Genomic DNA, 25,841 nt, shown 5'->3' on the forward strand with positions numbered 1-25,841 from the left:
GTGCCTGGGAAATGCCAAAAAGCCATGAAAATGCTTTAAGGGCTATTAGATGCGCCAGATTGTAATCGGATCATTCTATGGAACAGAGCAAGCAAAGACAGAATTACCACAGCGAGGGGGATATATGATGAAAGAGAAGCATTTTGTAATTACCATTGAGCGCCAGTACGGCAGCGGAGGAAGACTGACAGGAAAACGTCTGGCCGATGAGCTGGGAATCCATTTTTATGACGAGGAAATCCTTAAGGTGACTTCGGAAACCAGTGCCATTGGAGAGCAGTACTTCCGTCTGGCCGATGAGAGGGCAGGGAACAACCTGCTGTACCGCATTGTCACGGGAATGAAGCCGGAGCTTACGGAGCCGGATAAGAACGGTCATAAAATTACCTCTCCTGAGAATCTGTTCCGCTTCCAGTCCTCGGTTATCCGCAGGCTGGCAGCAGAGGAATCCTGCGTTATTGTGGGACGCTGCGGCAATTATGTCCTTCAGGATCAAATGGATCATGTGATACGCATCTTTGTATATGCGGACACTGTTACGAGGATACACAGAATTATGGACGTGGATAAGGTGGATGAGGCAGAGGCCCTCCGCAGGATGAAGCGTATTGACAAGGAAAGAACCGAGTATCACCGCTACTTTACAGGCAGGGAGTGGATGGATATGGAAAACTATGACCTTCCTGTCAATGCAAGCCGCATAGACTATGAGCAGATGATACAGCTGATTAAGGATTATCTTGTGCTTAGGGGATATTTGTAGAGGTACAGAAGAAAAGGGGGCAACCGGGCTTTCCTTGCTCCGAAAGCCCCTAACTATAAATGACAGAGGTAGAACATATGAGCAGTATATTGGCGGGAATCATGATTCCCTTTATAGGAACCACCGCAGGCGCGGCCTGTGTTTTTTTTCTGAAGAATTCTTTAAAAGCCTGGGTGCAAAAGGCGTTTCTGGGCTTTGCTTCCGGCGTGATGGTAGCCGCTTCCGTCTGGTCCCTGCTGATTCCGGCTATGAATATGAGTGAAGGCATGGGAAGGCTGGCATTTGTGCCGGCCGCGGCAGGATTTTCTCTGGGAATCGCATTTTTGCTGTTACTGGATGAGTTTATCCCCCATCTACATATAGATACCCAGGAGCCGGAGGGGCCAAAGAGCAGCCTTAAGAAAAGCACAATGCTGGTTCTGGCGGTGACTCTTCACAATATACCGGAGGGAATGGCTGTAGGCGTAGCCTTTGCGGGCCTTATGTCGGAAAACGGAACCATTACTATGGCCGGGGCTTTGGCGCTTTCCATTGGCATTGCCCTTCAGAATTTTCCGGAAGGAGCGATTATTTCCCTGCCTTTAAAGGAGGCGGTAGGAAAGGGGAAAGCCTTTGCCTATGGAACGCTGTCTGGAATTGTGGAGCCGCTGGGGGCTGCGCTTATGCTGATGCTTACCGATTTTTTAGGACCTGCCCTTCCCGGCTTCCTGGCCTTTGCGGCAGGAGCTATGATTTACGTGGTGGTGGAGGAACTGATACCGGAGTCCGCAAGCGGCCCCCATTCCAACGTAGCTACCATTGGATTTGCACTGGGCTTTGTGGCAATGATGATTCTGGATGTGGCTTTAGGATAAAAGCGGCGCTGCTTTCCTTTTGCCGGCGTTTACTGCGCCAGCTTTGCTAAATCCCGATAAAATCCGGGATAAGAAATATTCACGCAGTCGCTGTCTATAATTTTAGTCGTTCCCTCTGCGCACAGACCGGCTATGGCGAAGGTCATGGCAATCCGATGATCCTTATGGCTGTGGATAACAGTGCCTTTAAGGGGGCGGCCTCCCCGGATTATCATGCCGTCCTCTGTCTCTGTCACATCTGCCCCCATAGCCTGGAGATTTTTCGTCATAACTGAGATCCGGTTAGATTCCTTTACCTTAAGCTCCGCTGCATCCTGAATGATCGTTTCACCCTGGGCAAAGCAGGCCATAGCCGCGATGACAGGCAGCTCGTCAATAAGGGTTGGGATAATGGCTCCTCCAATGCGTGTGCCGTGAAGGCTTCCGTGACGCACTAAAATATCAGCGGTAGGCTCCTCCTCCTGCCCTTTGAGGTTGAGAAACTGGATGTCCGCCCCCATTTCCCGGCAGACCCGAATCAGTCCGTCCCTGGTTGGGTTAACGCCCACATTTTTAATTAGTATCTCGGACCCAGGAGCCATGAGGCCTGCGCAAATAAAATAGGCGGCGGAGGATATATCCCCGGGAACGGTTAGCTGTCTGCCGTAAAGCTCTGGGGTAGGTTTGATTGCGGCCGAATTTTCGCCCAGGGAAACCTCGGCTCCAAAGAGCTTAAGCATACGTTCCGTATGATTCCGTGACACATAGGGCTCAGCTACACGGGTGGTTCCCTCTGCATAGAGACCAGCCAGCAGGATAGCGGACTTTACCTGAGCAGACGCAACCTGGGATTTATAATCAATGCCGTGAAGAGGTCTACCTTCAATCAGCAGAGGAGCGCATCCGTTGTCTCTTTCACTTATAAGTGAAGCCCCCATCATAGAAAGAGGCTCTATAATCCGTTTCATGGGCCGTTTTTGTATGGATTCGTCCCCGGTCAGCGCGGCGTCAAAATTCTGAGCGCAGAGAATTCCTGATATGAGACGGGCAGTGGTACCGCTATTGCCGCAATTCAGAACGGCTCCTGGCTTTTTCAGACCATGAAGCCCATTGCCGTGAACCACAACCACCTCTCCTTTATTTTCGATGGAGACGCCCATCTGTTGAAAGCAGGAGATGGTAGAGAGGCAGTCTGCTCCTTGAAGGAAATTGTGAATTTCTGTATCGCCCTTTGCAATAGAGCCCAACATAACAGCCCGATGGGAGATAGACTTATCTCCGGGAACGGTCATTTCTCCTTTTAGCCCTGTGTTTTTTTTGATTTCCATGAAATAAACTCCTTCTGGTATTGTTTACATCCGAAACATTTCATACTTATATTTTTCCATCTGTTTCCAGGCTGCCTCCATGGCAGCCTCATCATAGAAGGCGATTTTGAGAACTCCCTCGCCCCTCTCCCGGTTGTTGTTAATACCAATATTTTTTATGCTGATTCCCTTGGCTGCAAGAATGACGGAAATGGTAGAGATTGCGCCGACCTCATCCGCCACATCTACGGTAAATTCGTAGGAGGGCTCTACAGATCCCTTGGCCCGATCCGATATGGAATTTCGGTAATCCCTGGAGGTTTCAAAAAGCCGGCAGATGGTTTGGCTGTCATGACTCTTTACGGCTTTTAGAACCCTGGTGAGAGAGGAGATATAAGCTTCCAGAATTTCCCCAATCGGAGCTGCATTGGTCATGCATATTTGCTCCCACATTTCAGGAGAGGAGGAGGCGATTCTGGTTATGTCCTTAAAGCCTCCGGCAGCTACCTGTTTCATGATTCCAGCTTCTGTATCATGCTCTCGTACCAGGTTCACAAGGCTGGAGGCCACCAGGTGCGGGAGATGGCTGATGGCAGCTACCACCTTATCGTGCTCTTTGTAGTCCAGAACCAGAGGAATTGCTCCGATAGCCTCAGCTACAGCCACGATTCTCCGCCCATTTTGATCCAGATGCTCCCAGGCCCTCTGGCTTACTCCCTTGTCCCAGCCCATAGAAGGAGTGATGATATAGTAAGCATTTTCCAGAAGATGGTCGGTAGAATGTTCGTATCCGGTTTTCTCGGAGCCTGCCATGGGATGACCTCCCACAAAGACATCTGAAAGTCCCTGTTTGAGAATCTCTTCGTGAATCTCCCCTTTGGTGCTTCCTACATCCGTAAGAAGCGCCCCCTCCTTCAGGAAGGGGCGAAGCTCGGAGAGATACTGGGCATTATACTCCACAGGGGTGCAGAGAAAAATCAGATCACATTCTCGTAAATGTTCGTCAATGCCATCCAGAATTACATCGATCACACCGTCATGTTTGGCCTGCTCCAGACGGGAACGAGTGCGCATGTAGGCCATAATTTTAATATCCGGTCTGGAGCGCTTTAAACCTCTGGCAATGGAGCCGCCGATCAGTCCCAGGCCGATAAAGCCTATTACAGAATCTTCCATCCTCAGTTTTTCCATTCCTTGCTCTCCTTTACTCTCCTTTAGCAGCTGCGGCCTGCAAGGTCACAGTAAGGCTTCAAATTCTTCATCAGCGCTTCAAAGTCTCCAAAGGTCAGAGACTGGGGGCCGTCGGACAATGCCTGCTTAGGGCAGGGATGAACCTCTATCATAAGGCCGTCGGCGCCTGCTGCAATAGCCGCTTTCGCAAGTGGTTCCACATAAGCTCTCACGCCAGTGGCATGGCTGGGGTCCACAATAACAGGGAGATGACTTTTCTGGCGGATAACTGGTACTGCGCTGATGTCCAGCGTATTTCTGGTGGAGGTCTCGTAGGTGCGGATACCCCGTTCGCAGAGGACGATGTTGGGGTTCCCTTCGGAAATAATGTATTCTGCCGCATTCAGCCATTCGTCTATGGTAGCGCACAGCCCCCTCTTTAGCAATACAGGGATGCCGGTTTTTCCTGCTTCTTTCAGAAGCTCGAAGTTCTGCATGTTTCTGGCGCCTATTTGCAGCATATCCACATACTTAGAAGCTGCCTCAATAGCGTGGGCGCTGGTTACTTCACATATGATATGCAGACCGGTCGCCTCTCTGGCTTCCTTCATATACTTAAGACCCTCTTCCTCAAGTCCCTGGAAGGAATAGGGAGAGGTACGGGGCTTGTAAGCGCCTCCGCGAAGGAAGGACGCCCCTGCCTTTTTTACGGCATAGGCAGTTTCCATAAGCTGCTCTCTGGATTCTACCGCACAGGGCCCGGCCATAACGGTCATGATACCGGGACCGATATGGGTATTTCCCACTAAAACTACGGAATCCTCAGGATGAAACTTCTTGTTTACCAGCTTGTAGGACTCGGTAACAGCCACTACCTTGTCCACGCCCTCGCTGATCTCAATGTTGCTGTCAGCCAGCTTTGTTTTGTCGCCCACCACGCCTACAATCGTGACCTGGGAGCCTTTGGACAGATGCGCCTGAAGGCCTCTGGACTCAATCATATGTGTTACTTTTTGTACGGCTTCCTGGGAAGCGTTGGGCTTCATAATAATAATCATAATGTATGTACTCCTTATGTTTAAGAGGGCTGTGTATGCAGCGCCTTCTTTGCTCTTGATAGTGTACGCCATTCCTGTATAAATGTCAATACTTTATCACTTTAAACTTTTACGCTTTTATGTATTTAATCGGTTGGGGGGGGGGGGGTAGGAAAAAGGGCCTGTATGATCCTGTTGTGTTATGCCCTCTGTTCTATAAATCAATTTTATAAACGGTTTATATGAAAAAAATTCCCCTTAGTGGCTAAAATGCTCATAAAATTGTTGTGCAAAATAAATGAAATGCTTGAATAAATTAGAAAAATTTAGTAAAATATACGCATAGGCTTAAATTTTAAAGCACAGGAGGGAAATCTATGAACGTATATGGGACTGAACAAATCCGCAACGTTGTATTGCTTGGTCACGGAGGCGCAGGGAAAACAACCGTTGCGGAGGCATTGGCACATGTGACCGGGATTACGACCCGTATGGGAAGAGTGCCCGACGGCAACACCATCAGTGATTATGATAGGGAAGAAGTTAAGCGGCAGTTTTCCATTTCCACTACACTGATTCCTCTGGAGTACCAGGGAGAGAGCGGGCCGATTAAAATAAACCTTTTAGATACTCCTGGATTCTTCGATTTTGTAGGAGAGGTGGAGGAGGCAATCAGCGTAGCTGACGCCGCTATTATTGTTGTAAACTGCAAAGCGGGCATAGAACCGGGGACAGAGAAGGCCTGGGAGCTTTGCGAAAAGTACCGTCTCCCTAAACTGATTTTCGTTACCAACATGGACGATGATCACGCTAGCTACCGAGAGCTGGTTGTAAAGCTGGAGACGAGATTTGGCCGTAAGATCGCCCCCTTCCAGCTTCCGATTCGTGAAAATGAAAAATTTGTGGGCTTTGTCAATGTAGTTAAGATGGCAGGACGGCGCTTTACCAAGTTGAGCGACTATGAGGAGTGTGAGATTCCTGAATATGTTCAGAAGAATCTGACCATTGCAAGGGACGCTCTGATTGAGGCAGTCGCCGAGACCAATGAAGAATATATGGAGCGTTACTTCCTGGGCGAGGAATTTACACAGGAGGAGATCTCTACAGCCCTTCGCGCCCACGTAATTGAGGGAGAGATTGTTCCTGTTATGATGGGCTCCGGTATCAACTGCCAGGGCTTTAAGGTGCTGCTACAGGCCATCGACAAGTATTTCCCGTCACCTGGCCACTTTGAGTGTATCGGCGTGGATGTATCCACAGGGGAGCGGTTTACAGCCAAGTACAATGATGATGTATCTCTGTCCGCCAGGGTGTTCAAAACCATTGTCGATCCCTTTATTGGTAAATATTCTTTGATGAAGATATGTACCGGTACATTGAAGGGTGATACCGTGGTATACAATGTAAATAAGGACGCGGAGGAGAAGATCGGCAAGATTTATATTCTCAGAGGTAAGGAGCAGATAGAGGTTCCGGAGCTTAAGGCAGGGGATATCGGCGCTGTTGCAAAGCTGACTGTTACTCAGACCGGAGATACCATGGCAGTGCGCACGGCTCCGATTGTATACCACAAGCCTGAGATTTCTACGCCCTATACATATATGGCATACAAGGCAGCTAACAAGGGAGAGGATGACAAGGTATCTACTGCGCTTTCACGCATGATGGAGGAGGATCTGACTCTTAAGGTTGTCAATGACGCAGAGAACCGCCAGTCCCTGCTTTACGGAATCGGCGATCAGCAGCTGGATGTGGTAGTGAGCAAGCTGCAAAGCCGCTATAAGGTGGAAATCGTGCTGACTCGTCCTAAGTTTGCATTCCGTGAAACCCTTCGCAAGAAAGTGAAGGTACAGGGCAAGCATAAGAAGCAGTCCGGCGGACATGGACAGTACGGAGACGTGATTATGGAGTTTGAACCCTCTGGTGATCTGGAGAAGCCATATATATTTGAAGAGAAAATATTCGGGGGCTCTGTGCCAAAGAATTATTTCCCGGCTGTAGAGAAGGGACTTCAGGAATCGGTACTTAAAGGGCCTCTGGCAGGGTATCCGGTTGTCGGCTTGAAGGCTACCCTTTTAGATGGCTCCTATCACCCGGTAGATTCATCCGAGATGGCTTTTAAGATGGCCACCATTCTGGCGTTTAAGCAGGGCTTTATGGAGGCAGGCCCTGTTCTGCTAGAACCCATCGCTTCGTTAAAGGTAACAGTTCCAGATAAGTTTACCGGCGATGTTATGGGAGATTTGAACCGCAGGAGAGGCCGTGTTCTTGGTATGAATTCCGATCATCATGGCAAGCAGATGATTGAAGCAGACATTCCTATGTCCGAGCTTTTCGGCTATAATACAGATCTGCGTTCCATGACGGGAGGCATCGGTGTCTATTCCTATGAGTTCAGCCGTTATGAGCAGGCTCCGGGAGATGTACAAAAGCGCGAGGTGGAAGCCAGAGCTGCAGCTAAGGATTCCGATTAATTGTTCCGCTGTCAAGGCAGATAAGCTGCGCCGCAGGGATTATGGCGCAGCTGGCTGTATTCCTTTGCTGAAGAAAGTAAAATATGTTTTTCATAAAATGTTGCATATATCACGGAAAAACAGGAATCATTATGATATAGTATAGACATCAAAGGAAAAAATCTGTGAAACCTGCAAAGGAATCACAGTAATCTTATAAAGGAGGAAACAAAAATGAAGAAATATTTATGCGATCCATGCGGATATATCTATGACCCGGAGGTTGGCGATCCTGACAGCGGAATTGAGCCGGGAACTGCATTCGAGGATATTCCTGACGATTGGGTTTGTCCTATATGCGGGGTAGGTAAGGATCTATTCTCTGTAATAGAGGAATAAGGGTAGCTTTCATGCTTCTTCGGTCAGGATACGGCAGACCGGGGAAGCATTTTTTCGTATAAAGTCTGCCAGAGCCTTGAACCGCCTGGCAGTTAAAGAAGTAAGCGGATCTTTCGTTTGTCCATCTGTATCAGCTTTTCTTCTTTCATGCGCTTTAACTCTCGTGTCATGGCGCTTCGGTCGATGGAAAGATAGTCGGCTAAATCCACCATAGTAAAGGCAAGCTGAAAGGTGGAGCTTTTGGCCTGGGCTGCCAGCTGCATAAAGTAGCAGATAAGCTTTTCACGTATGGTTCGCTGCGATAAAACCTCGACTCTCCTGCTTAGGCTTAAAGCCCGCTCGGTTATCAGATCCAGCAGATTTTGGGTCAGCTGGTGGTGATGTGCGCAGGATTTGTGGCAGGGCGATCCGACCGTTGTATACTGGATAAACATAATCTCACATAGACTGTCGCTGATTACGCTGATACCGGCATGCTCGCTGCCCTCATAGGACAGAAGGTGGCCAAATATATCCTGAGGTCCCAGCCTCTCCAGGATGGTTCTGGCTCCGTTGAATTCATAACGAACCACAGACGCGCTTCCCTTTCCAATGATTCCAATATCATGAAAGCCCTGGTCATAGTCGCAGATGGTGGAGCCTGGCTTGAACTGTTTTGTCCTGGCGTTAAGGCAGGCCAGCAGGCTCTTATATTCGTCTATGGATATGTCTTTAAACAAATTTTTCTGAAAATATTCTGTCATCTCTTTTACCCTGTAATTTTTTATGCTAATATATATTATAATAATACTTTTTTGTTGCACTTGCAACATTAATCGAAATGGATTTATACAGGAGAATAGACGAAACTATGGAGAAGAACAGAGCGGCTTTGGAGCATGCGCAGCAAAATCAGTGGGAGCAGAAGCCAGTATGGGAGAAAGAAAGACAAGAACGGGAGATGGAAAAAAGGCAGAGGGCACAGTTTTCCAATATAGGACTGGTAGGTACAGCGTTTATGCTGGTGAATCTGGTGGCTCAGATAGGAATGATTGTCTGTATGGGCTTCATTGATGGAAGGACAGCGGGAGCGCTCCATTTATTGAGCAACACCGGTCTTATGTTTATTTCGGCTGTTTCTATGTATCTGATTGCGTTTCCAATCGCACTTGCCCTGCTACAGGCTATTCCCAAATGCAAAGAGCCGTCCGGGGAATCCTGGGGGGCGGAAGGCTTTTTGGTGGTTCTGGTAATTTCGATGGGAATAGGACTGGTGGGAAACCTGCTTGGACAGGCAGTTGAGCTTTTCAAGCCGGCTTCGGGTTTGAGTGGGGAGAATCTGGAAGGACTTCTGATGAGCTCCAATGTATGGGTGAATCTGCTGTGCACAGCTGTTCTGGCCCCTGTAGTGGAGGAGCTGCTGTTTCGTAAGCTGCTTATGGATCGCCTCCTGGGCTATGGAGAGTGGGCGGCTGTGCTGGTGTCCGGGTTTATGTTCGGCATGGCGCACGGCAATTTCGGGCAGTTTTTTTATGCCTTCGGTCTTGGGCTGGTATGGGCTTATATGTATGCCAAGACAGGCCGTGTCAGCTTTACGATTGTGCTGCATATGATCTTCAATCTCATGGGCGGTGTCATGGTGACAGAGCTTTTAAAGGGACTTGACGGAGATACAGGCGGTTTTGGCATAATACCTTTTCTAGAGCGGATATGTTCCGTTGATTTGAGCCAGGTTGTTATCGTTGTTTCTGGAATGGCTTTACTGGGATATATCCTGCTAATGGTTGGTTGCGTCATTGGAGGAATAACCCTCCTGATTGTGTTTCGCAGGAAAATCAAATTTTCACCCGGTATCTGGCCCATAAAAAAAGGAAGAAGATTCCGCACCGTATTTTTCAATCCGGGAATGATTATCTATTTCCTTGTCTGTGTCATGCTTTTTGTGCTTAGCTGGTAAATAGTTCCGTCATTGTTTGGTGTATTTATTTTGGGTAAGCTCTGGTAAGGGGGTTATCCTAGACTGTTAAAGAATCACTATTAAGCCATAATAAACATAGAAAATATAGGGTTTTTTAGAATGATGCTGCGTTAACCATGTGATAAACTCCAGATAAGAAACTAAGCTGTGTAAAATAAAAAACTACTTCTGTGCCTCCAGTGCCGTTAATTTTTATGCTTTCTATAATTAAAGTGTTAGAGAAAAACAGTGATAAAAGGATAACGTGCTGGACAAGCCACAATATAAAAGCTGTAGAAACTACAATAAAAAAGCTGGACAAATAAGAGAAATTGTTATATAGTTATACGAAATAAGGATAAAAAATAGACTCTTTCCATAAGAGAGCTAGGTAGCTGTCCTATCAATTTAACTGCACAGGAACTTAAATGGAGGATTAGAATATCAGGTGATCAGGAGGTAAGGAAAATGGTATCATTGTATGAAGAAGGTATATATCTGGTAAATGGAACTCAGATTGTACCTGAATCGGAGCGTGGGAAGGTGAAGACGCTGGCCGGCAGAGAGGCCAGCCGGGAGGCAGGCAGGAAAGGAACCATCGCATACTCCATCCTGGAAGCCCACAATACGTCTGATAATATGGAGCATCTGAAGCTTCGCTTTGACAGCATGGCATCTCATGACATTACCTTTGTGGGCATCGTGCAAACAGCCAAGGCCTCCGGTATGGAGCAGTTTCCCATTCCCTATGTGTTGACGAATTGTCATAATACCCTTTGCGCGGTAGGCGGAACCATCAATGAGGATGATCATATGTTCGGCCTTTCAGCCGCAAAGAAATACGGCGGCATCTATGTGCCTCCTCATATTGCGGTGATTCATCAGTACATGAGAGAAAGAATGGCAGGCTGCGGGAGGATGATACTGGGCTCAGACAGCCATACCCGCTACGGTGCCCTGGGAACTATGGCGGTAGGAGAAGGCGGCGGTGAGCTGGTTAAGCAGCTTTTAAGGGATACGTATGATGTAGCTTATCCAGACGTGATTGCTGTTTATCTTGACGGAGCGCCCAGGCCTGGCACCGGACCCCAGGATATTGCCTTGGCTGTCATTGGAGCTGTATTTAAGAACGGCTATGTAAAAAACAAGGTGATGGAGTTTGTAGGTCCTGGCGTGGCCTCCATGACAACGGATTACCGAAACGGAGTGGATGTAATGACCACAGAAACAACCTGTCTGACTTCCATCTGGCGCACGGATGAGGATACAAGGGCATATCTGGCCCTGCATGGCAGGGAGGAGGACTATAGGGAGCTGAAGCCAGCGGATGTGGCTTATTATGACGGCTGCGTGTATGTAGACCTATCCACAGTAAAGCCTATGATAGCCCTTCCCTTCCATCCCAGCAATACATATGAGATTGATGAGCTGAAGGCTAACCTTTCTGACATTCTTGGTTCGGTTGAGAAGGAGGCAGAGAAAATTTCCGGTGGAAATGCTCATTTTTCACTGAGGGATAAGATTATAAATGGAGAGCTGACCGTACAGCAGGCGGTGATTGCAGGCTGTGCAGGCGGAACCTACAGCAATGTCATGGAGGCTGCCCAGGCTTTGAAGGGTAAGAATTGCGGATGCGATGAGTTTTCACTGGCAGTGTATCCATCCTCTCAACCGGTATTTGCCGATCTGGTCAAAAAAGGAGCTGTGTCCAATCTGATGGATGCAGGAGCGATTATCCGTACTGCTTTCTGCGGCCCCTGCTTTGGAGCTGGAGACACCCCCTGCAACAATGGTTTAAGCATTCGTCATACTACCAGAAACTTTCCTAACCGGGAGGGATCTAAGCCAGGCAGCGGGCAGATGGCTGCAGTTGCTCTTATGGATGCCCGCTCGATCGCTGCTACGGCAGCTAACGGAGGCCGCCTGACCTCTGCCTGGGAAATGGATGGCTGGGATAAGATTCCTGATTATGAGTTTGACGGTATTTCCTATGAGAACCGCGTGTACATGGGCTATGGCAAGGGACAGAAGGATAAGGAGCTGGTGTACGGCCCGAATATCAAGGACTGGCCGGAAATGAGTCCTCTGGCAGATAATATCCTTTTAAAGGTATGTTCAAAGATTATGGATCCTGTAACAACCACCGATGAGCTGATTCCCTCCGGGGAAACTTCCTCCTACCGTTCCAATCCTTTAGGCCTGGCGGAGTTTACCCTTTCCAGACGTGATCCGGAGTATGTGGGCAGAGCCAAAGCGGTAGATGCTTTGGAGAAGGCCAGAGTCCTCCAGGGCGCTGAGAAGGAATTGGAGATGGCTCCAGAGCTGAAAGGAATATTTGAGGCGATCAATAAAATTCAGGGCAGCGACAAGGTGACAATTCAGGATACTGAAATTGGAAGCCTGGTCTATGCAGTAAAGCCGGGAGATGGTTCCGCCAGAGAGCAGGCTGCCAGCTGTCAGAGGGTGATTGGAGGACTGGCTAATATTTGTAAGGAATATGCCACCAAACGCTATCGCTCGAATGTGATGAACTGGGGGATGCTTCCCTTCCAGATGGAAGCAGAGCCGGAGTTTGAGGTGGGAGATTACATCTATATACCTGGCATTAAGGAAGCCCTGGACGGAGACTTAAAGAACATGAAAGCCTATGTTCTGGGAGATGGTGTAGGAGAATGTGAGGTAAAGGAGCTGAATTTGTACATTGCGGATATGACAGAAGAGGAGCGGGCTATCGTTAAGGCGGGAAGTCTGATCAATTACAATCGCAGCAGACAGTGAAGCATTAGGAAAGGAGCACATCTATGGTAAAGGAAAGTTATCTGGCGCAATTTTATGGAAAATCTCAGAATTATACAGACATTCCGAATAAATGGTACAAGGAATACGATGTGAAAAAGGGCCTTAGAAATGAGGATGGTACTGGCGTTCGAGTGGGCCTTACCAGAGTTGCAGACGTAGTGGGATATGAGGAAACAAAGGATGGAATCCAGGCCATTCCCGGCAGGCTTTTGTACCGTGGAATTGATGTGCTGGATCTGGTTAAGGGAAAAAAGGGAAGCCATTTCGGTTATGAGGAGGTTTGCTTTCTGCTTCTTTTCGGCTATCTTCCAAAGAAGGCGGAGCTGGAAAAGTTCTGCAGCATCCTGCGTTTGTGCTATACCATTCCAGATGATTTTGTTGAGATGAACCTGCTGCGTTTTCCTGGAAAGAATCTGATGAATAAGCTTCAGGATGCAGTTTTGACCCTTTATAATTATGATGACGATCCAGATAATACGGGTGTGTATCAGACGCTGGTAAAGGGCGTGAATCTGGTGGCAAAGCTTCCTTCCATTGCATGCTACGCTTACCAGAGTAAGGTTCATTATTATGACAGGGAAAGCCTTATTATCCACTATGCAAACCCTCAGTATTCTATTGCGGAGAATTTCTTAAGCCTTCTGAGAAAGGATCAGAAATTTACCGCGAAGGAAGCCGGCCTTTTAGATACGATACTGATGCTCCATGCGGACCACGGCGGTGGTAACAACTCTACCTTTACGAATGTGGTGATTGCCTCTACAGGCACAGATATTTATTCTACAATGTGCGGCGGCATCGGCTCCCTAAAGGGACCGCGTCACGGCGGCGCTAACATTAAGGTAGCGGAGATGATGGACGCAGTGTTGGAGGAGACCGGCGGTTATAGTGCAGATGACAATAAGATTCGCCAGGCAGTAAGGAAGCTTTTAGCAGGAGAGCTCTATGATAAATCAGGTCTGGTATATGGATTCGGTCATGCGGTATATACCATCTCTGATCCAAGATCCGAGGTGCTTAGAGCCTGCTGTCTGGAGGTGGCAAAGGAACAAAAGCACATGCAGGAGCTGGAATTTTATATGCGCTTTGAGAAGATTACAAAGGAGGTCATGGAGGAAATCAAAGGAAAGGCGTTGCCTACCAACGTAGATTTCTACAGCGGCTTTGCTTATGGAATGTTGAGAATCCCCAGAGACCTGTATACGCCGCTTTTTGTGTGCAGCCGATCGGTAGGATGGGTAGCGCATAATATAGAGAATAAGCTCTATGATGGGCGGATCATGCGTCCCGCAACGAAGTATGTAGGAACAAATATGGATTATGTTGCAATGGAGGACAGATAGAGATGAGTGAGAGAATAACCGTATTTAAAGGCGACGGAATTGGCCCGGAGATTACAGACGCAGTCCTTCAAATTCTGGACGCGGCAGGAGCTGGACTGAAATATGAGATTTATAATGTGGGTGAGGCCGAGTATGAGGCTAATGGAGCGTTGATTCCCGACGCGGCATTTGCGTCTTTTGAAACCACCAGAGTTCTGTTAAAGTCTCCGATTACAACGCCGGTTGGAAAGGGCTTCCGTTCCTTAAACGTAATGATGCGCAAGAAATACGATCTGTATGCTAATATCCGCCCTGCCAAGTCCAACGCTGCGGTAAAGACCCCTTTTGAAAATGTGGATATTGTGATTTTCCGCGAGAATACAGAGGATTTATATGCTGGAGTGGAGGAAATTGTAGATAAGGATACGGCCCACTCTATCAAGATAATTACAAGAAAATGCAGCGAGCGTATTATCAGAGACGCCTTTGATTATGCGATGCGTTATGGCCGCAGAAAGGTAACTTGCGTGCACAAAGCAAATATCATGAAGCTTTCCGACGGTATGTTTCGGGATATTTTTTATGAGATAAGCCGAAAATATCCACAGATCGAGGCAGAGGATAAGATTGTGGATAACGTAGCCATGCAGATGGTGATGCGTCCTCAGCAGTTCGATGTGATGGTAATGCCAAATCTTTATGGAGATATACTCTCAGATCTTGCCAGTGGTCTTATAGGCGGTCTAGGCCTTCTTCCATCCAGTAATCTGGGCAGCGGCTACGCCATGTTTGAGGCGGTACATGGAAGCGCTCCTGACATAGCGGGAAAGGGAATCGCTAATCCCACTGCCTTTCTCTGGTCTGCCTGCATGATGTTGGAATATATGGGAAAAATGGACTGTGCCGCAAGGATTCGAAAAGCGGTCGATCAGGTTCTTGGAGAGGGAAGTGCGATCACGCCGGATATTGGTGGAAGTGCAGGCACAGCAGACTATACTGCTGCCGTAATTTCAAGGCTGTAATGCAGTATATAATTATGAAAGGCTGTGTGAAAGGCAGTATAGATGGGAAACCAATATCTTTGTCAAGGAGATAATATAAAAGGCGTTGATTCTGTTTTATGGATCAGCGCCTTTTGATATGAGATATCCTATCATCTGCAGGCAACTGTACTGAACCATGTTCCTAATACGTGATCCATATGTTTGCTGCCCGATTTTCTGACGGTACATCACAGCTTTTTATGGCGTGCCTTTTATCCGCCAATTAAAAGCATAGGGATTTAAATCCCCCGGTTGGTTGTAATCGGAGGCTGGTTTCTGGGACTGGCAAGTGCGATTCTTCTAGCGAGTACCGATCTTATCCAGACGCCTGGCTGCCATTTTATAGCAAACAGTCTTTGACAGATTATCAGAGCATCGCCGTCAGCACATGGAAGCCGGCTCTGTAAAATCAAAGATTGGTTTACCGTATGCTCCGTCAAAGCCTGGGCTCCAGGTGACAGTTCCTTCCCTTAGGATTTGAATCCTCCTGGCAATTTCCTTAGTTCCAACCCTCCCAATATCATCCAGGCTTGCTTCCCGCAAAATTTTAAATTCATTTCCAAGGTGTTTGAGCATTTCTTCATAAAGCCTTCCGACTCTCACACTACCGGATGAGGATACTCCAAGAGAAGAGGCGATAACTTCAGGAAGAGGGATAAGGCTTTCAAAGGGATGGGCTCCGGGCAGGAGAAAGCCTTCCTTTCGTTTAGGATCTGCCAGCTCCAGAGTCCGGTTTAAAACTCCCAGAGTCATCCGTTTATGGCAAACAGGACAGATGCCCTTAAGGCTTCTGGTGTAAGAAGGACTCAGGCATATTCCGCATTTGCGGTGGCCGTCATAGAAGTATTTGCCCTCTTCAGGAAAAAACTCAATGGTTCCCATAAGCCCCTTTCCCTCCTGTATCCCATTATAAAGGCCCTCATAGGAGAGGGGAATATCCAAAAGATTGGCTTCTCTCCCAAGCTTGGAAGGGGAATGGGCGTCGGAGTTAGAAATAAGCTGGAAGGAATCCAGAAAGGGCAGACGCCAGTTCATAGCAGGATTAGAGGAAAGACCTGTTTCCAGAGCCCTTATAAAGGGAGTCAGCTCCTCAAAGCATTCCTCAATGGAATCAAAGCCGGAGCGTGCTCCCAGCAGAGAAAAGTGTGGGGTCCATATATGGGCCGGAATGTAGATAGCGTCAGGACATACCTCCAGCGTGAGAGCCAGCAAATCATGGCAGTCCAGCCCCAGAATAGGACGGCCGTCGGAGCGGATGTTGCCAATGGCCTCCAGCTTGAGAGAGAGCGTGTCAGCAGCCGCCAGATCCGGCAGAAGAATCAGGCTGTGAACCTTCCTTATACGGCCGTTTTTCTTATAGATGGAGCTGATCTCTCCGCTGACAACAAACCGAACCGGTTCCTTAAAAAATCCCCCTTCAAGGGGGATAGAACGCTCCTGTTTCAGTGTATAAAGACCCGCCTCAGCAGGCTCCAGCGCTTCCTTAAGCTCTCTGCGCCATGCAGGATGGGTAAAATCTCCAGTACCCAGAATATGGATACCCTTTTTTCTTGCCCATAGATCCAGAAGCTCAGGAATTAAATCCCGGCTGGTGGCCATGGAGTATCTGGAGTGGATGTGTAAATCAGCAATATACATGTGTGAGCCTCAGTTTTACAGTTGTATTCCTTCTACTTGTTCCACAGGAAGGGAAACAGCCAGCGCATGCTCCCCCGTCTCCTTTAGTACGGTTTCGCAAATGGCCCGCAAGATAGACTGCTTCTGGCTATTGGGAGTGAGAATCAGAAGAATGGATTTCTCCTGGGACAAGGTTAGCCCGAATAGCTTCTTATCCTCTCCAGATTCTAATTCTCTGGCCTTTAACAGAGTTCCTCCCTTGCAGCCTGCTTTTCTGGCGGCTTCCATAACAGGGTTAATCACATCTATGTTGATAATGGCTGCGACTAATTCATATTTTGCACCATCATTCATTGAAATATCCTCCTTTTTGGAATCAGTGGGTACAGTTAGGGCCTCTTTTTTGTATAAGCCCTTTAACTGGCCGGCAGCGGCAGCGCTGATGCCTGATAGCGGAATGGTAAATGCGATTCCATGGCCTGGCCTGTCAAATTCCAATTCGCTTTGGAGCGCTTCCAAAAGCTTTCTGGAATGTTCAACCGATGCCATGCCTAAAACCAGATCCTTCTCTGGCTCGTCTAGGCCAAGGCAGTCCATAATGGCAGAGCTGGCAGTGCCATGGCCTCTGACGGCCAGAAGGATTTCATGATCATATTTTTTAACGAAAGCCGCAACACGGTTGCCCTTTCCGCGGTCTACAATGATTCCCGTCCATCTGATAGGGCTGCTAATCATGGGATTCCTCCTTTTCCAGTTCAATAAATTCTTCATTCATATCCAGAACGAGCAGGTCTGTTTTGGCATTTGCCCTGCGGGTCTTAAACTCGTAGGACAGGCCGATAAGCTGAATTATAATGAGAGGGGTCATGGCAACCATTGCCACAATTCCGAAAGCATCTGTCAGAATATTTCCTCCCAACGCCTCGCAGGCACCCATGGCGAAGGGAAGGAGGAAGGTAGCTGTCATAGGGCCTGAAGCAACGCCACCGGAGTCAAAGGCGATAGAGGTAAAAACCGGGGGCACTACAAAAGATAAAAGTAGAGCCAGAGCATAGCCAGGCAGCAGCAAAACCAAGAGATGGAGACCTGTCATAACTCTCAAAAGAGACATGCCAAGGGAAATCGCCATTCCGATAGAAAGTCCTTTCATCATGGTGTGCTCTGAGATGGTGCCTCCGGTGATATCCGCCACCTGCTTATTCAGTACCTGTACGGCAGGCTCTGCTTTTACAATGTAAAAACCGATGAGCATGGATATGGGGATAATTACCCAGTTATAGGAAAGCCCGGCCAGCTGTTTTCCAAGATAATTACCTGCAGGCATAAAGCCTACATTAACCCCTGTAAGGAAAAGGGTCAATCCTATGTAAGAGTATAGTACGCCAACCAGTATCTTGATAACCTGGCGCTTTCTCATTTTGAGGAAAAATATCTGGAAAAAAAGGTAAAATGAGAAAATAGGAAGCAGAGCCCAGAATACCTCCTTGGCATAATCCGGCAGCTCGTGCTGGAAAGCAAACCACAAATCCTGAGAGTTAGCGATGGAGGGGATGGTCATAGGCTCGTAGGAGCCGGAGGATGACTGGAATAAAATCCCCAGTATCATAACTGAGAGAATGGGGCCGATGGAGCATAGGGCTACCAGTCCGAAGCTGTCACCATGGGAGTCCTTGCCCTGTCCGATGGAGGAAAGACCCACGCCCAAAGCCATAATAAAAGGAACGGTAATGGGGCCGGTGGTAACGCCGCCGGAATCAAAGGCTACGGCCAGAAAATCCTGAGGGATATAAAAGGCCATAATAAAGAGGACAAGATAGCAAACAATAAGGATATGGGAAAGGCTCCAGCCAAAAAGGGTGCGGAGAAAGGCCAAGGCCAGAAAGATGCCCACTCCGGCAGCTACTGTCAGTATCAGAGTTATATTAGGCACCGCGGGGGTCTGCTCTGCCAGAACCTGTAAATCCGGCTCTGCAATAGTGATAATCGAACCGATGACAAAGCAGGCCAGAATGATAATAGACAGTTTTTTCGTTTTCGTCAGTTGGGCGCCTACTTTTTCACCAATGGGCATCATGGCCATATCCACGCCCAGGGTGAAGAACCCCATGCCAATAATAAGAAAGGCTGCTCCTGCCAAAAAGAGCATCAATGGATCTAAGGGAATAGGGGCAATGGTAATGCCAAGAATCAAAACGATGCAGCTGACAGGCAGAACAGAGGATAGGGATTCGGTGATTTTTTCTTTTAGTTTCTGATTCAAATCGTTACCTCCTGTTGTCTGTTTTATAGAAGCGGTTTGAAAGGCCGGTTTGGGAGGCGCAGTTCATGATGCTCCATAGATCTAAATCTAGTGTAAGCTTAACATAGGACAAATGCGGAGGCAAGTGTGCAGAGCGTTAAAGTTGTGTTAAGAAACCTGCTTTCATTACGCATGGGCTTGTGGGAATGCATGCTCGAAGCCTTCGCTTATGGTTATATGCCGAAGGGTACACTGGAATCAGCAGCATATGCTCCAGGGCTTCCTTGGACGGAAAGGAGCCTTGGGGATGATAGGGCGGAGAGTTTTTTCTACAGAGACAGTTGACACGTTTTCAGAAATATGTTAAATTTAAAATTAGCGTAAATATGAGGATAGGGAATAGTAGACAGCCTGATGGATACAGAGAGCCGGCGGGGGGTGTAAGCCGGTGACGGAGGGCTATCGAACTGGCCCTGGAGTAGCTTTTTCGAACGAGGGCAAGGGGATGAGGCGGATGTGCTTCTCACCGGTCTTTTAATAGGATTAGCCGGAGGCCTTACCGTTATAAGAGGAATGAGCGCATGCATATTACAGGTGCATGAATCAGAGTGGTACCGCGCGGGAATTATTTGTCCTGCGTCTCTAGTGATAGAGGCGCAGGATTTTTGGTTTTCAGGAAGGGCTGAAATTCCTTCAGGGATTCCCCTAGCGTAAAAGTCTGGATTGCCGGACTTTTAAGTTGGAGTACACTTGAGCACAGAACCATTTATTATGAAGCATTATGGAGGAAGGAAATCATGGCAACACAGTACAACCACAGCGCCATTGAGAAAAAGTGGCGTGAGAATTGGGAAAAACATCCCATCAATGTAAATGACGGAAAGAAGGAGAAATACTACTGCCTGGATATGTTCCCATATCCATCGGGAAGCGGCCTTCATGTAGGACACTGGAGAGGTTATGTGATCTCCGATGTGTGGAGCAGATACCAGCTTTTAAAAGGAAAGTATGTAATCCACCCTATGGGATGGGATGCATTTGGGCTTCCTGCTGAGAACTATGCCATCAAAATGGGGGTGCATCCGGCTAAGTCCACAGCGACTAATGTGGCGAATATCAAGAAGCAGATTAAGCAGATTGCAGCTATCTATGACTGGGATATGGAGGTTAATACCACAGATCCGGAGTTTTATAAGTGGACCCAGTGGATTTTTGTTCAGATGTTCAAAAAGGGTCTGGCTTATGAGAAGGAGTTTCCCATTAACTGGTGTCCCTCCTGCAAGACAGGACTTGCCAATGAGGAAGTGGTGAATGGTTGCTGCGAGCGCTGCGGTGCTGCGGTTACGAAGAAGAACCTGCGCCAGTGGATGCTTAAAATAACTGCGTATGCAGAACGTCTTTTAAATGATCTGGACAAGCTGGACTGGCCTGAGAAGGTTAAGAAGATGCAGACCGACTGGATAGGAAAATCCTACGGCGCCGAGGTGGATTTCCCTATCGACGGGCGGGATGAAACAATTACCGTATATACAACCAGACCAGACACCCTTTACGGAGCTACTTTTATGGTGCTGGCTCCTGAGCATGAGCTGGCTAAAAGCTTGGCAACGGAGGAAACCAGAGAGGTAGTTGAGAAATACATTTTTGATTCCTCCATGCGCTCCAACGTAGATCGTATGCAGGCCAAAGAGAAAACAGGCGTATTTACTGGAAGCTATGCTGTCAATCCCTTAAACGGAGCCAAAACACCTATCTGGCTGTCTGACTATGTACTGGCTGACTACGGTACAGGTGCTATCATGTGCGTGCCTGCCCATGATGACAGAGACTTTGAATTTGCAAAGAAATTCGGCCTTCCCATTGTGCAGGTAATCGCAAAGGACGGGGTGGAAATTGAGAATATGGTTCAGGCTTATACAGAAGCAAACGGCCTTATGATTCATTCCGGCGAGTGGAATGGCATGGAATCAGCCGTCCTTAAGAAGGAAGCTCCGCATTTGATTGAGAAGAAGGGCATTGGCCGCAAGACGGAGAATTATAAGCTGCGTGACTGGGTGTTCTCCCGCCAGCGCTACTGGGGAGAGCCTATACCCATCATCCATTGTCCCAAGTGCGGCTGCGTACCGGTACCTGAGGATCAGCTTCCCTTACGGCTCCCTGAGGTGGAGAGCTACCAGCCTACAGGAACAGGAGAGTCTCCTCTGGCTGCCATAGACCAGTGGGTTAATACCACCTGTCCGGTCTGCGGTGCTCCCTCTAAGCGTGAGACCAACACCATGCCTCAGTGGGCAGGTTCCTCCTGGTATTTCCTTCGCTATGTAGACAGCCACAATAAGGAGGAGCTGGTATCCAGGGAGAAGGCTGACAAGTATCTTCCGGTTGATATGTATATCGGTGGTGTGGAGCATGCGGTTCTTCACCTGCTGTATTCACGCTTCTATACGAAGTTCCTCTGCGACATCGGGGTCATCGATTTTGATGAACCTTTTAAGAAGCTGTTCAACCAGGGAATGATTACCGGAAAGAACGGAATCAAAATGAGCAAGTCCAAAGGAAATGTAGTTTCCCCTGATGAACTGGTAAAAGATTATGGCTGCGATGCTTTACGCCTTTACGAGCTTTTTGTGGGACCGCCGGAGTTGGATGCGGAGTGGGATGACAGGGGAATTGAGGGAGTATCTCGTTTTCTGAACCGTTTCTGGAATCTGGTAATGGACAACAAGGACAAGGAGCGTAAGACCACAAAGGAAATGCTAAGGATTCGTCATAAGCTGGTATATGACATTGAACACCGTTTTAATCAGTTCAGTTTGAATACGGTTGTTTCAGGCTTTATGGAGTACAACAATAAGCTGCTTGAGCTAGCCAGGAAAGAGGGCGGAATTGACAAGGAGACCTTAAAGACCTTTGTGATCCTTCTTGCTCCTTTTGCGCCTCATATCGGGGAGGAGCTGTGGCAGCAGTTAGGCGGCACAGACAGCGTGTTCCATGCCCAGTGGCCGGAGTGCGACGAGGAAGCTATGAAGGATGATGAAATTGAACTTGCTGTTCAGGTAAATGGAAAGATACGGACTGTAATCAATGTAGCTGCCGATATTTCCAAAGAGGAAGCCATTGCAGCAGGAAAAGAGGCTGTAAAGGATAAGCTGACAAAAAATGTGGTAAAGGAGATTTATGTCCCTGGAAAGATAGTAAATATTGTGTGCCGGTGATCAAAGGGAAGCGGCTGGAATGAAACCTGTGTCAAGGGCACAGACTCTTAGGGTTCACCCGGTGGGGTACAAGGCCCGGACGCGACTATGCGTCTGGGTATGAAATGTTGGCTTTAGCCAGTTGAGTGGGTAACTACGAGTTTCTCAACAGAAATGAAGTACGCACGAAACCAAAATCCACCATTGAAAATTTTATAGCGTAATGACAAATACAAATAAAAAATTGCTGAACAGATGCTATAATCATAAGGAGGGGGATAATTTAAAAAGTTAGGATTGTTCCAGATAAAACGATATGATATACTAAAAAAGGAACAATCGTGTCACTGCAAGGGCGTTGGCCTCCCATATACAAAAGTTGGGAGGTGGTGCAGATGGAATTTAGCTTTCAGGACTTAATGACCTTTGGGCTATTCATTCTGGCATTGCTTACCTTTATATTTCATAAGCGTAAGTAACGTTTTTCTATAAAAATCCCAGAAATGGGTATAGAAAAACCACCCTTGTAAACTTGGCTGTTGAGAGGGTGGATTTTCTATCTTCCAAATAGGCCAACCCCTTGTATGGGGCGGTTGTTCCTTTTATGCATATATTATAACAATAGGAAAGAGATAATTCAAGCCCCTTTATGTTGACTGTAGTAATTTAAAATAGAGGAAAAGAAATGTATGGCCGGAAGAGCACATAAGATAATGGGTATGTATATAGGTAATATGATTGTAGGCCATCAAATAAATGTAATAGGGCCCGGCAAGGAGCCGTAAAAACCACTTATTATTATCCAATGTGTCGTAAAAACCCTTGCTTTAGCTGCGGGGAGTGTCAAGTGAGTACGTTAGGATTAAATGAAGCTGCAAAAAGGAAATATATCCAAGATCAGGAAAAACAGGGTATTATGCAAGATAAATTAAGTGTAAAAGAATACGAAGACCCTTTTAAGAATTAAGTCGAAGGAATACAAACGCTTCTTTAGAGGCATCAGCAACTGCGATAGGGACTTGAACGAAGAGAAGGACTAGGGCGCCTTGAGACGCTGGCTGTAAGAAAAGAAATGATATTTCTGGAAATGAGAGGTATAATCAGAGAAAAGGAAGCAGCAAAGGAGCTTATACATTATGAAAATAATAAGGATATACAGCTTATTGGTGGGAGCCGTTTTACTGGCGGCAGGAACTATTGCCATGACCAGCCTAGGCGGGGTAAGGGTTCGGACGGAAACGGACAGCACAGCAAAAGGGCCGGGAGTAGCCTCTGGAGTAGGTGATAAGGTTCCTGCCGAATGCTCTGAAGGGACAGAAGGTCTTCCGTCTGTTCGAAACGGCGAGATTATTCCTGCCAATCTTACCGGGGCAGAGGGAGCCGACCAGTTAATTGTTGTAGTTGGGACAGGAGGCTGCAACGCGGACGTTTCTTATTATAAAAAGAACCAGGACGGAGGCTGGGAGCTTGCCTGGAAGGAAGCGGGCGTCGTTGGGAGAGGCGGAATCACGGCTCATAAGCGAGAGGGAGATGGAAAAACTCCGGCCGGCACCTACGGCCTTACCATGGCCTTTGGTTTAAAAGAGGATCCGGGAAGTATTCTGCCTTACCATAAGATAGCAAAAGGCGACTATTGGGTGGACGATTCAGCCAGCCCCTATTATAATAAGCTGGTGAACACCTCGCAGCTTCCCAAAAGCTGGAAGTCCGCTGAGAATATGAGCGCGGCCTCCCCCTATTATAATTATGGGCTGGCATTAAACTACAATTCTGACTGTATCCCCGGTATGGGCTCCGCTATCTTCCTTCACTGCTCTGCGGCCTCGTCTGACAACGGTTCTGCGGGATGTATCCGTTTACCGGAAGCAAGGGCTATGGAGCTGGTTCAGTCTGTGACTAAGCAGACGAAAATTGTGATTGCGCCTGACTTGAACCAGTTATATTAAAGGATGGAGCTAAATAACTTTGTTGGTTATCGTTAGATAAAGGCAGTGGTGCGCTTGTATCAGCGCGGCCCTGCCATTTTTTTCGCTATCATTTTTAAAAGCTCCAGCCTTTTTCTGTCCTTGGGAGACATATTAGAGCTTAAAATAGACACCAGAAGGGCTGTTTCCTGGTCGTTGAACTGGAGCCCCTTTTCCTGAGCCTCCAGATTAACAGTCATGAAGGCTTCCATCAGGTGGTTTTTATCTGTTCGTTCAATTTGCTCTGCAAACTGTGTCAGTAATGTGAGCTTTTCCGGGCTGATGTCTTCCAGTCTAGGGTCCTGTTTCCAACTTATATCCATATGATGTATTCCTTTCTGAGAAAACGTTTTTACGCCATGGACTGAAACGCAGTCATCATCATCTGCATGGTTTCAAAACGGGACTGCTGTTCCGGGGTAAGGAAGCGGCGAAGCTGTTCCATAGGAGTCTGGCCGTCCATAAAAGCTTGGGCCATATCGATCATATCCTGCTCAGAAGGATTCCCATAGGGGCGGATGGCCTTGAGCAAATCCCGGACGGAGGTGTTTTGTTCCTTTTTTTCTAAAGAGCAGATGCCCATAGAGGCCACTTCTTCTGTTTCAAAGAGCTCTATGGTTTTTCGCAGCTCCTGAGCTTTTACGAATAAAGATACGGCACGCTGTTCTGGTATACCTAAATAGGGAAGGGCAGCTTTTATCATTTGCAGGTGATGGTCTCCTATCAGATAGTCCAAATCTGTAAGCTTATAATCGTTCAATGGGGGCATATGGTTTTACCGGCCTTCTGTTTCTTTGTTTTAAGCTTATGCAGGTAAAGCTGGTTCCATGCCATATTTTTTTGACGTTATGAGCCAAAGCATAGGCCATGCATATATTAATAATATGGAAGGAGAGTGAAATCCATGTACAGCCGTCTTGTAATTGAAGGAAATGCGGTTTATGAAATAGATGATGAATGTTTAAAAAGGAAGCAGGGCAGGAAGGGATATGGAGGTAAGAACCGGGGCCATCAAGGATATTCGGGCTCCATGAATGCTGGCGCTTCCAAGTAAAAAGGGGTTGAATGTTGAGGCATTGGCGTAAAGCTGATGCCATTTTTAAATTAGATACTTTTATCCCACCCTATTATGTGACATACTTATAAAAATAGGAGCTCCTATTTATGGAAAGCATGCTGAAGAACTAGAAGAAATCTTTGAGGAACGCAGAAAACAAAAGCGCTCCAAAGAACAAAAAACGGCATAGCCATAAGGCCTATACCGTATTTTGATTAAGAGTAGCTGTCCCCTTCACTGTTTTATGTGCAGGGGACGAAGCAGCTCCCTTTCATTATGTTAAATTTCTTTGGTGAAGGCTCCTAAAGAGGTAGAATTAGCAGAAGAAGCCGTTTCCGCCGCCACAACAGCAGGACAGGATCAGGATAATCCAGATGAATTCACATCCATTCCCACAACCGCTGCCGCAGTTATTACCGAAGAAGCCGTTTCCACCGCCACAGCAGCACAGAATCAGAATCAGCCAAATACAATTAAATCCGCTTCCTCCGTTTCCGCATCCACAGTCACAACCGCAGTTTGTTGCTGCTACATCACTCATGATAGTTCCTCCATTAAAGTTTAATTACACTGTATCATATGACCTTTGGCTTGCTCATGTTTCTAAGTTTTTTAAAAAATTTTTATTATTTGTTGGTACATGCAAAGAAAATATAGTATAATGTCCACGCAGGCAGCAGTGTAAAGATGGCTGAGCTGCAAAAGGGGCTA

At 47.4% G+C, this 25,841-nt stretch carries 21 protein-coding genes, 1 pseudogene and 1 other annotated feature; of the genes and pseudogenes, 12 read left to right on the forward strand and 10 right to left on the reverse strand.

The annotated features are described in order from the left end of the window. Positions 1-124: 124 nt before the first annotated feature. Positions 125-763 carry a cytidylate kinase-like family protein gene (locus tag FYJ39_RS13680; protein WP_353847243.1) on the forward strand — a complete coding sequence of 213 codons (639 nt, stop codon included), beginning with the start codon at positions 125-127 and terminating at the stop codon, positions 761-763. A gap of 77 nt (positions 764-840) precedes the next feature. Further along, on the forward strand, positions 841-1,617 hold the full coding sequence (locus tag FYJ39_RS13685) for a ZIP family metal transporter (RefSeq protein WP_154473033.1): 777 nt from the start codon (positions 841-843) through the stop codon (positions 1,615-1,617). A gap of 29 nt (positions 1,618-1,646) precedes the next feature. Here the strand turns inward: FYJ39_RS13685 and aroA are convergent, their stop codons facing one another. Genes aroA through aroF form a run of 3 tightly spaced genes read right to left on the reverse strand, consistent with a single transcriptional unit; the run spans position 1,647 to position 5,131 of the window. Beyond that, complete coding sequence (gene aroA, locus FYJ39_RS13690; protein ID WP_154473034.1) at positions 1,647-2,924, reverse strand: 3-phosphoshikimate 1-carboxyvinyltransferase; 1,278 nt, start codon at positions 2,922-2,924, stop codon at positions 1,647-1,649. Positions 2,925-2,948: 24 nt separating this feature from the next. Beyond that, entirely contained in the window at positions 2,949-4,094 is a 1,146-nt protein-coding gene (locus tag FYJ39_RS13695) for a prephenate dehydrogenase (protein ID WP_154473035.1), read from the reverse strand. Positions 4,095-4,117: 23 nt separating this feature from the next. Next, a complete protein-coding gene (gene aroF, locus FYJ39_RS13700) occupies positions 4,118-5,131 on the reverse strand; it encodes a 3-deoxy-7-phosphoheptulonate synthase (RefSeq protein ID WP_154473036.1) in 1,014 nt (337 codons plus the stop codon). A gap of 356 nt (positions 5,132-5,487) precedes the next feature. On the opposite strand from aroF, the gene FYJ39_RS13705 reads away from it, so the two are divergent. Then, complete coding sequence (locus tag FYJ39_RS13705) at positions 5,488-7,584, forward strand: elongation factor G (protein ID WP_154473037.1); 2,097 nt, start codon at positions 5,488-5,490, stop codon at positions 7,582-7,584. A 213-nt stretch (positions 7,585-7,797) separates the two neighbouring features. Beyond that, positions 7,798-7,962 (forward strand): rubredoxin, encoded by a 165-nt coding sequence (gene rd, locus FYJ39_RS13710; RefSeq protein WP_154473038.1) that lies wholly within the window; start codon positions 7,798-7,800, stop codon positions 7,960-7,962. Between the two features lie 92 nt (positions 7,963-8,054). On the opposite strand, the gene FYJ39_RS13715 is transcribed toward rd, so the two are convergent. Further along, complete coding sequence (locus FYJ39_RS13715) at positions 8,055-8,705, reverse strand: Crp/Fnr family transcriptional regulator (RefSeq protein WP_154473039.1); 651 nt, start codon at positions 8,703-8,705, stop codon at positions 8,055-8,057. 107 nt (positions 8,706-8,812) lie between these two features. On the opposite strand from FYJ39_RS13715, the gene FYJ39_RS13720 reads away from it, so the two are divergent. From FYJ39_RS13720 to FYJ39_RS13735, 4 genes are all read left to right on the forward strand, one after another. Continuing rightward, complete coding sequence (locus FYJ39_RS13720) at positions 8,813-9,898, forward strand: CPBP family intramembrane glutamic endopeptidase (RefSeq protein ID WP_154473040.1); 1,086 nt, start codon at positions 8,813-8,815, stop codon at positions 9,896-9,898. Positions 9,899-10,366: 468 nt separating this feature from the next. After that, positions 10,367-12,676, forward strand: a complete 2,310-nt coding sequence (locus FYJ39_RS13725) for a hydratase (RefSeq protein WP_154473041.1) — start codon at positions 10,367-10,369, stop codon at positions 12,674-12,676. Between the two features lie 23 nt (positions 12,677-12,699). Beyond that, positions 12,700-14,040: a citrate synthase gene (locus tag FYJ39_RS13730; protein WP_154473042.1), complete on the forward strand. Its 1,341-nt coding sequence runs from the start codon at positions 12,700-12,702 to the stop codon at positions 14,038-14,040. Between the two features lie 2 nt (positions 14,041-14,042). Further along, entirely contained in the window at positions 14,043-15,041 is a 999-nt protein-coding gene (locus FYJ39_RS13735; protein ID WP_154473043.1) for an isocitrate/isopropylmalate dehydrogenase family protein, read from the forward strand. Between the two features lie 402 nt (positions 15,042-15,443). Here FYJ39_RS13735 and FYJ39_RS13740 read toward each other — a convergent pair whose 3' ends face one another. The 3 genes from FYJ39_RS13740 to FYJ39_RS13750 are packed head-to-tail and all read right to left on the reverse strand — an operon-like array spanning position 15,444 to position 18,939. Further along, the gene (locus FYJ39_RS13740; RefSeq protein WP_353847245.1) at positions 15,444-16,700 is read right to left on the reverse strand and encodes an endonuclease Q family protein; all 1,257 of its coding nucleotides are present in this window, start codon (positions 16,698-16,700) and stop codon (positions 15,444-15,446) included. Positions 16,701-16,715: 15 nt separating this feature from the next. Further along, positions 16,716-17,414, reverse strand: a complete 699-nt coding sequence (locus FYJ39_RS13745; RefSeq protein ID WP_154473044.1) for a hypothetical protein — start codon at positions 17,412-17,414, stop codon at positions 16,716-16,718. Continuing rightward, the gene (locus FYJ39_RS13750) at positions 17,407-18,939 is read right to left on the reverse strand and encodes a DUF1538 domain-containing protein (protein ID WP_154473045.1); all 1,533 of its coding nucleotides are present in this window, start codon (positions 18,937-18,939) and stop codon (positions 17,407-17,409) included. The genes FYJ39_RS13745 and FYJ39_RS13750 overlap by 8 nt, the downstream gene beginning before the upstream one ends. A gap of 359 nt (positions 18,940-19,298) precedes the next feature. Then, positions 19,299-19,565: a binding site (T-box leader), on the forward strand. A 150-nt stretch (positions 19,566-19,715) separates the two neighbouring features. On the opposite strand from FYJ39_RS13750, the gene leuS reads away from it, so the two are divergent. The 3 genes and pseudogenes from leuS to FYJ39_RS13765 all read left to right on the forward strand — a co-directional run bounded on the left by leuS (position 19,716) and on the right by FYJ39_RS13765 (position 24,055). Then, positions 19,716-22,130, forward strand: coding sequence for a leucine--tRNA ligase (gene leuS, locus FYJ39_RS13755; protein WP_154473046.1), 2,415 nt, complete (start codon positions 19,716-19,718; stop codon positions 22,128-22,130). 826 nt (positions 22,131-22,956) lie between these two features. Next, positions 22,957-23,076: pseudogene (locus FYJ39_RS13760) on the forward strand (IS200/IS605 family transposase); the annotation flags it as partial. A 169-nt stretch (positions 23,077-23,245) separates the two neighbouring features. After that, a complete protein-coding gene (locus tag FYJ39_RS13765; RefSeq protein ID WP_154473047.1) occupies positions 23,246-24,055 on the forward strand; it encodes a L,D-transpeptidase family protein in 810 nt (269 codons plus the stop codon). A gap of 59 nt (positions 24,056-24,114) precedes the next feature. Here the strand turns inward: FYJ39_RS13765 and FYJ39_RS13770 are convergent, their stop codons facing one another. Both FYJ39_RS13770 and FYJ39_RS13775 read right to left on the reverse strand, forming a co-directional pair. Further along, entirely contained in the window at positions 24,115-24,396 is a 282-nt protein-coding gene (locus tag FYJ39_RS13770; RefSeq protein ID WP_154473048.1) for a hypothetical protein, read from the reverse strand. 29 nt (positions 24,397-24,425) lie between these two features. Beyond that, complete coding sequence (locus tag FYJ39_RS13775) at positions 24,426-24,842, reverse strand: hypothetical protein (protein ID WP_154473049.1); 417 nt, start codon at positions 24,840-24,842, stop codon at positions 24,426-24,428. Between the two features lie 135 nt (positions 24,843-24,977). Here FYJ39_RS13775 and FYJ39_RS20535 point away from each other — a divergent pair, with 135 nt between their 5' ends. Next, positions 24,978-25,127: a hypothetical protein gene (locus FYJ39_RS20535; RefSeq protein ID WP_178258418.1), complete on the forward strand. Its 150-nt coding sequence runs from the start codon at positions 24,978-24,980 to the stop codon at positions 25,125-25,127. 319 nt (positions 25,128-25,446) lie between these two features. On the opposite strand, the gene FYJ39_RS13780 is transcribed toward FYJ39_RS20535, so the two are convergent. Beyond that, positions 25,447-25,671, reverse strand: a complete 225-nt coding sequence (locus tag FYJ39_RS13780) for a hypothetical protein (protein ID WP_154473050.1) — start codon at positions 25,669-25,671, stop codon at positions 25,447-25,449. Positions 25,672-25,841 lie beyond the last annotated feature (170 nt).

The organism is Clostridium porci (genome assembly GCF_009696375.1).
In the GTDB taxonomy this organism is placed as follows: domain Bacteria; phylum Bacillota; class Clostridia; order Lachnospirales; family Lachnospiraceae; genus Enterocloster; species Enterocloster porci.

Coding starts and splice junctions, on each gene's coding strand:
- FYJ39_RS13680 (WP_353847243.1), top strand. CDS start 125: ATGATGAAAGAGAAGCATTTTGTAATTACCATTGAGCGCCAGTACGGC.
- FYJ39_RS13685 (WP_154473033.1), top strand. CDS start 841: ATGAGCAGTATATTGGCGGGAATCATGATTCCCTTTATAGGAACCACC.
- aroA (WP_154473034.1), bottom strand. CDS start 2,924: ATGGAAATCAAAAAAAACACAGGGCTAAAAGGAGAAATGACCGTTCCC.
- FYJ39_RS13695 (WP_154473035.1), bottom strand. CDS start 4,094: ATGGAAAAACTGAGGATGGAAGATTCTGTAATAGGCTTTATCGGCCTG.
- aroF (WP_154473036.1), bottom strand. CDS start 5,131: ATGATTATTATTATGAAGCCCAACGCTTCCCAGGAAGCCGTACAAAAA.
- FYJ39_RS13705 (WP_154473037.1), top strand. CDS start 5,488: ATGAACGTATATGGGACTGAACAAATCCGCAACGTTGTATTGCTTGGT.
- rd (WP_154473038.1), top strand. CDS start 7,798: ATGAAGAAATATTTATGCGATCCATGCGGATATATCTATGACCCGGAG.
- FYJ39_RS13715 (WP_154473039.1), bottom strand. CDS start 8,705: ATGACAGAATATTTTCAGAAAAATTTGTTTAAAGACATATCCATAGAC.
- FYJ39_RS13720 (WP_154473040.1), top strand. CDS start 8,813: ATGGAGAAGAACAGAGCGGCTTTGGAGCATGCGCAGCAAAATCAGTGG.
- FYJ39_RS13725 (WP_154473041.1), top strand. CDS start 10,367: ATGGTATCATTGTATGAAGAAGGTATATATCTGGTAAATGGAACTCAG.
- FYJ39_RS13730 (WP_154473042.1), top strand. CDS start 12,700: ATGGTAAAGGAAAGTTATCTGGCGCAATTTTATGGAAAATCTCAGAAT.
- FYJ39_RS13735 (WP_154473043.1), top strand. CDS start 14,043: ATGAGTGAGAGAATAACCGTATTTAAAGGCGACGGAATTGGCCCGGAG.
- FYJ39_RS13740 (WP_353847245.1), bottom strand. CDS start 16,700: ATGTATATTGCTGATTTACACATCCACTCCAGATACTCCATGGCCACC.
- FYJ39_RS13745 (WP_154473044.1), bottom strand. CDS start 17,414: ATGATTAGCAGCCCTATCAGATGGACGGGAATCATTGTAGACCGCGGA.
- leuS (WP_154473046.1), top strand. CDS start 19,716: ATGGCAACACAGTACAACCACAGCGCCATTGAGAAAAAGTGGCGTGAG.
- FYJ39_RS13765 (WP_154473047.1), top strand. CDS start 23,246: ATGAAAATAATAAGGATATACAGCTTATTGGTGGGAGCCGTTTTACTG.
- FYJ39_RS13770 (WP_154473048.1), bottom strand. CDS start 24,396: ATGGATATAAGTTGGAAACAGGACCCTAGACTGGAAGACATCAGCCCG.
- FYJ39_RS13775 (WP_154473049.1), bottom strand. CDS start 24,842: ATGCCCCCATTGAACGATTATAAGCTTACAGATTTGGACTATCTGATA.
- FYJ39_RS20535 (WP_178258418.1), top strand. CDS start 24,978: ATGTACAGCCGTCTTGTAATTGAAGGAAATGCGGTTTATGAAATAGAT.
- FYJ39_RS13780 (WP_154473050.1), bottom strand. CDS start 25,671: ATGAGTGATGTAGCAGCAACAAACTGCGGTTGTGACTGTGGATGCGGA.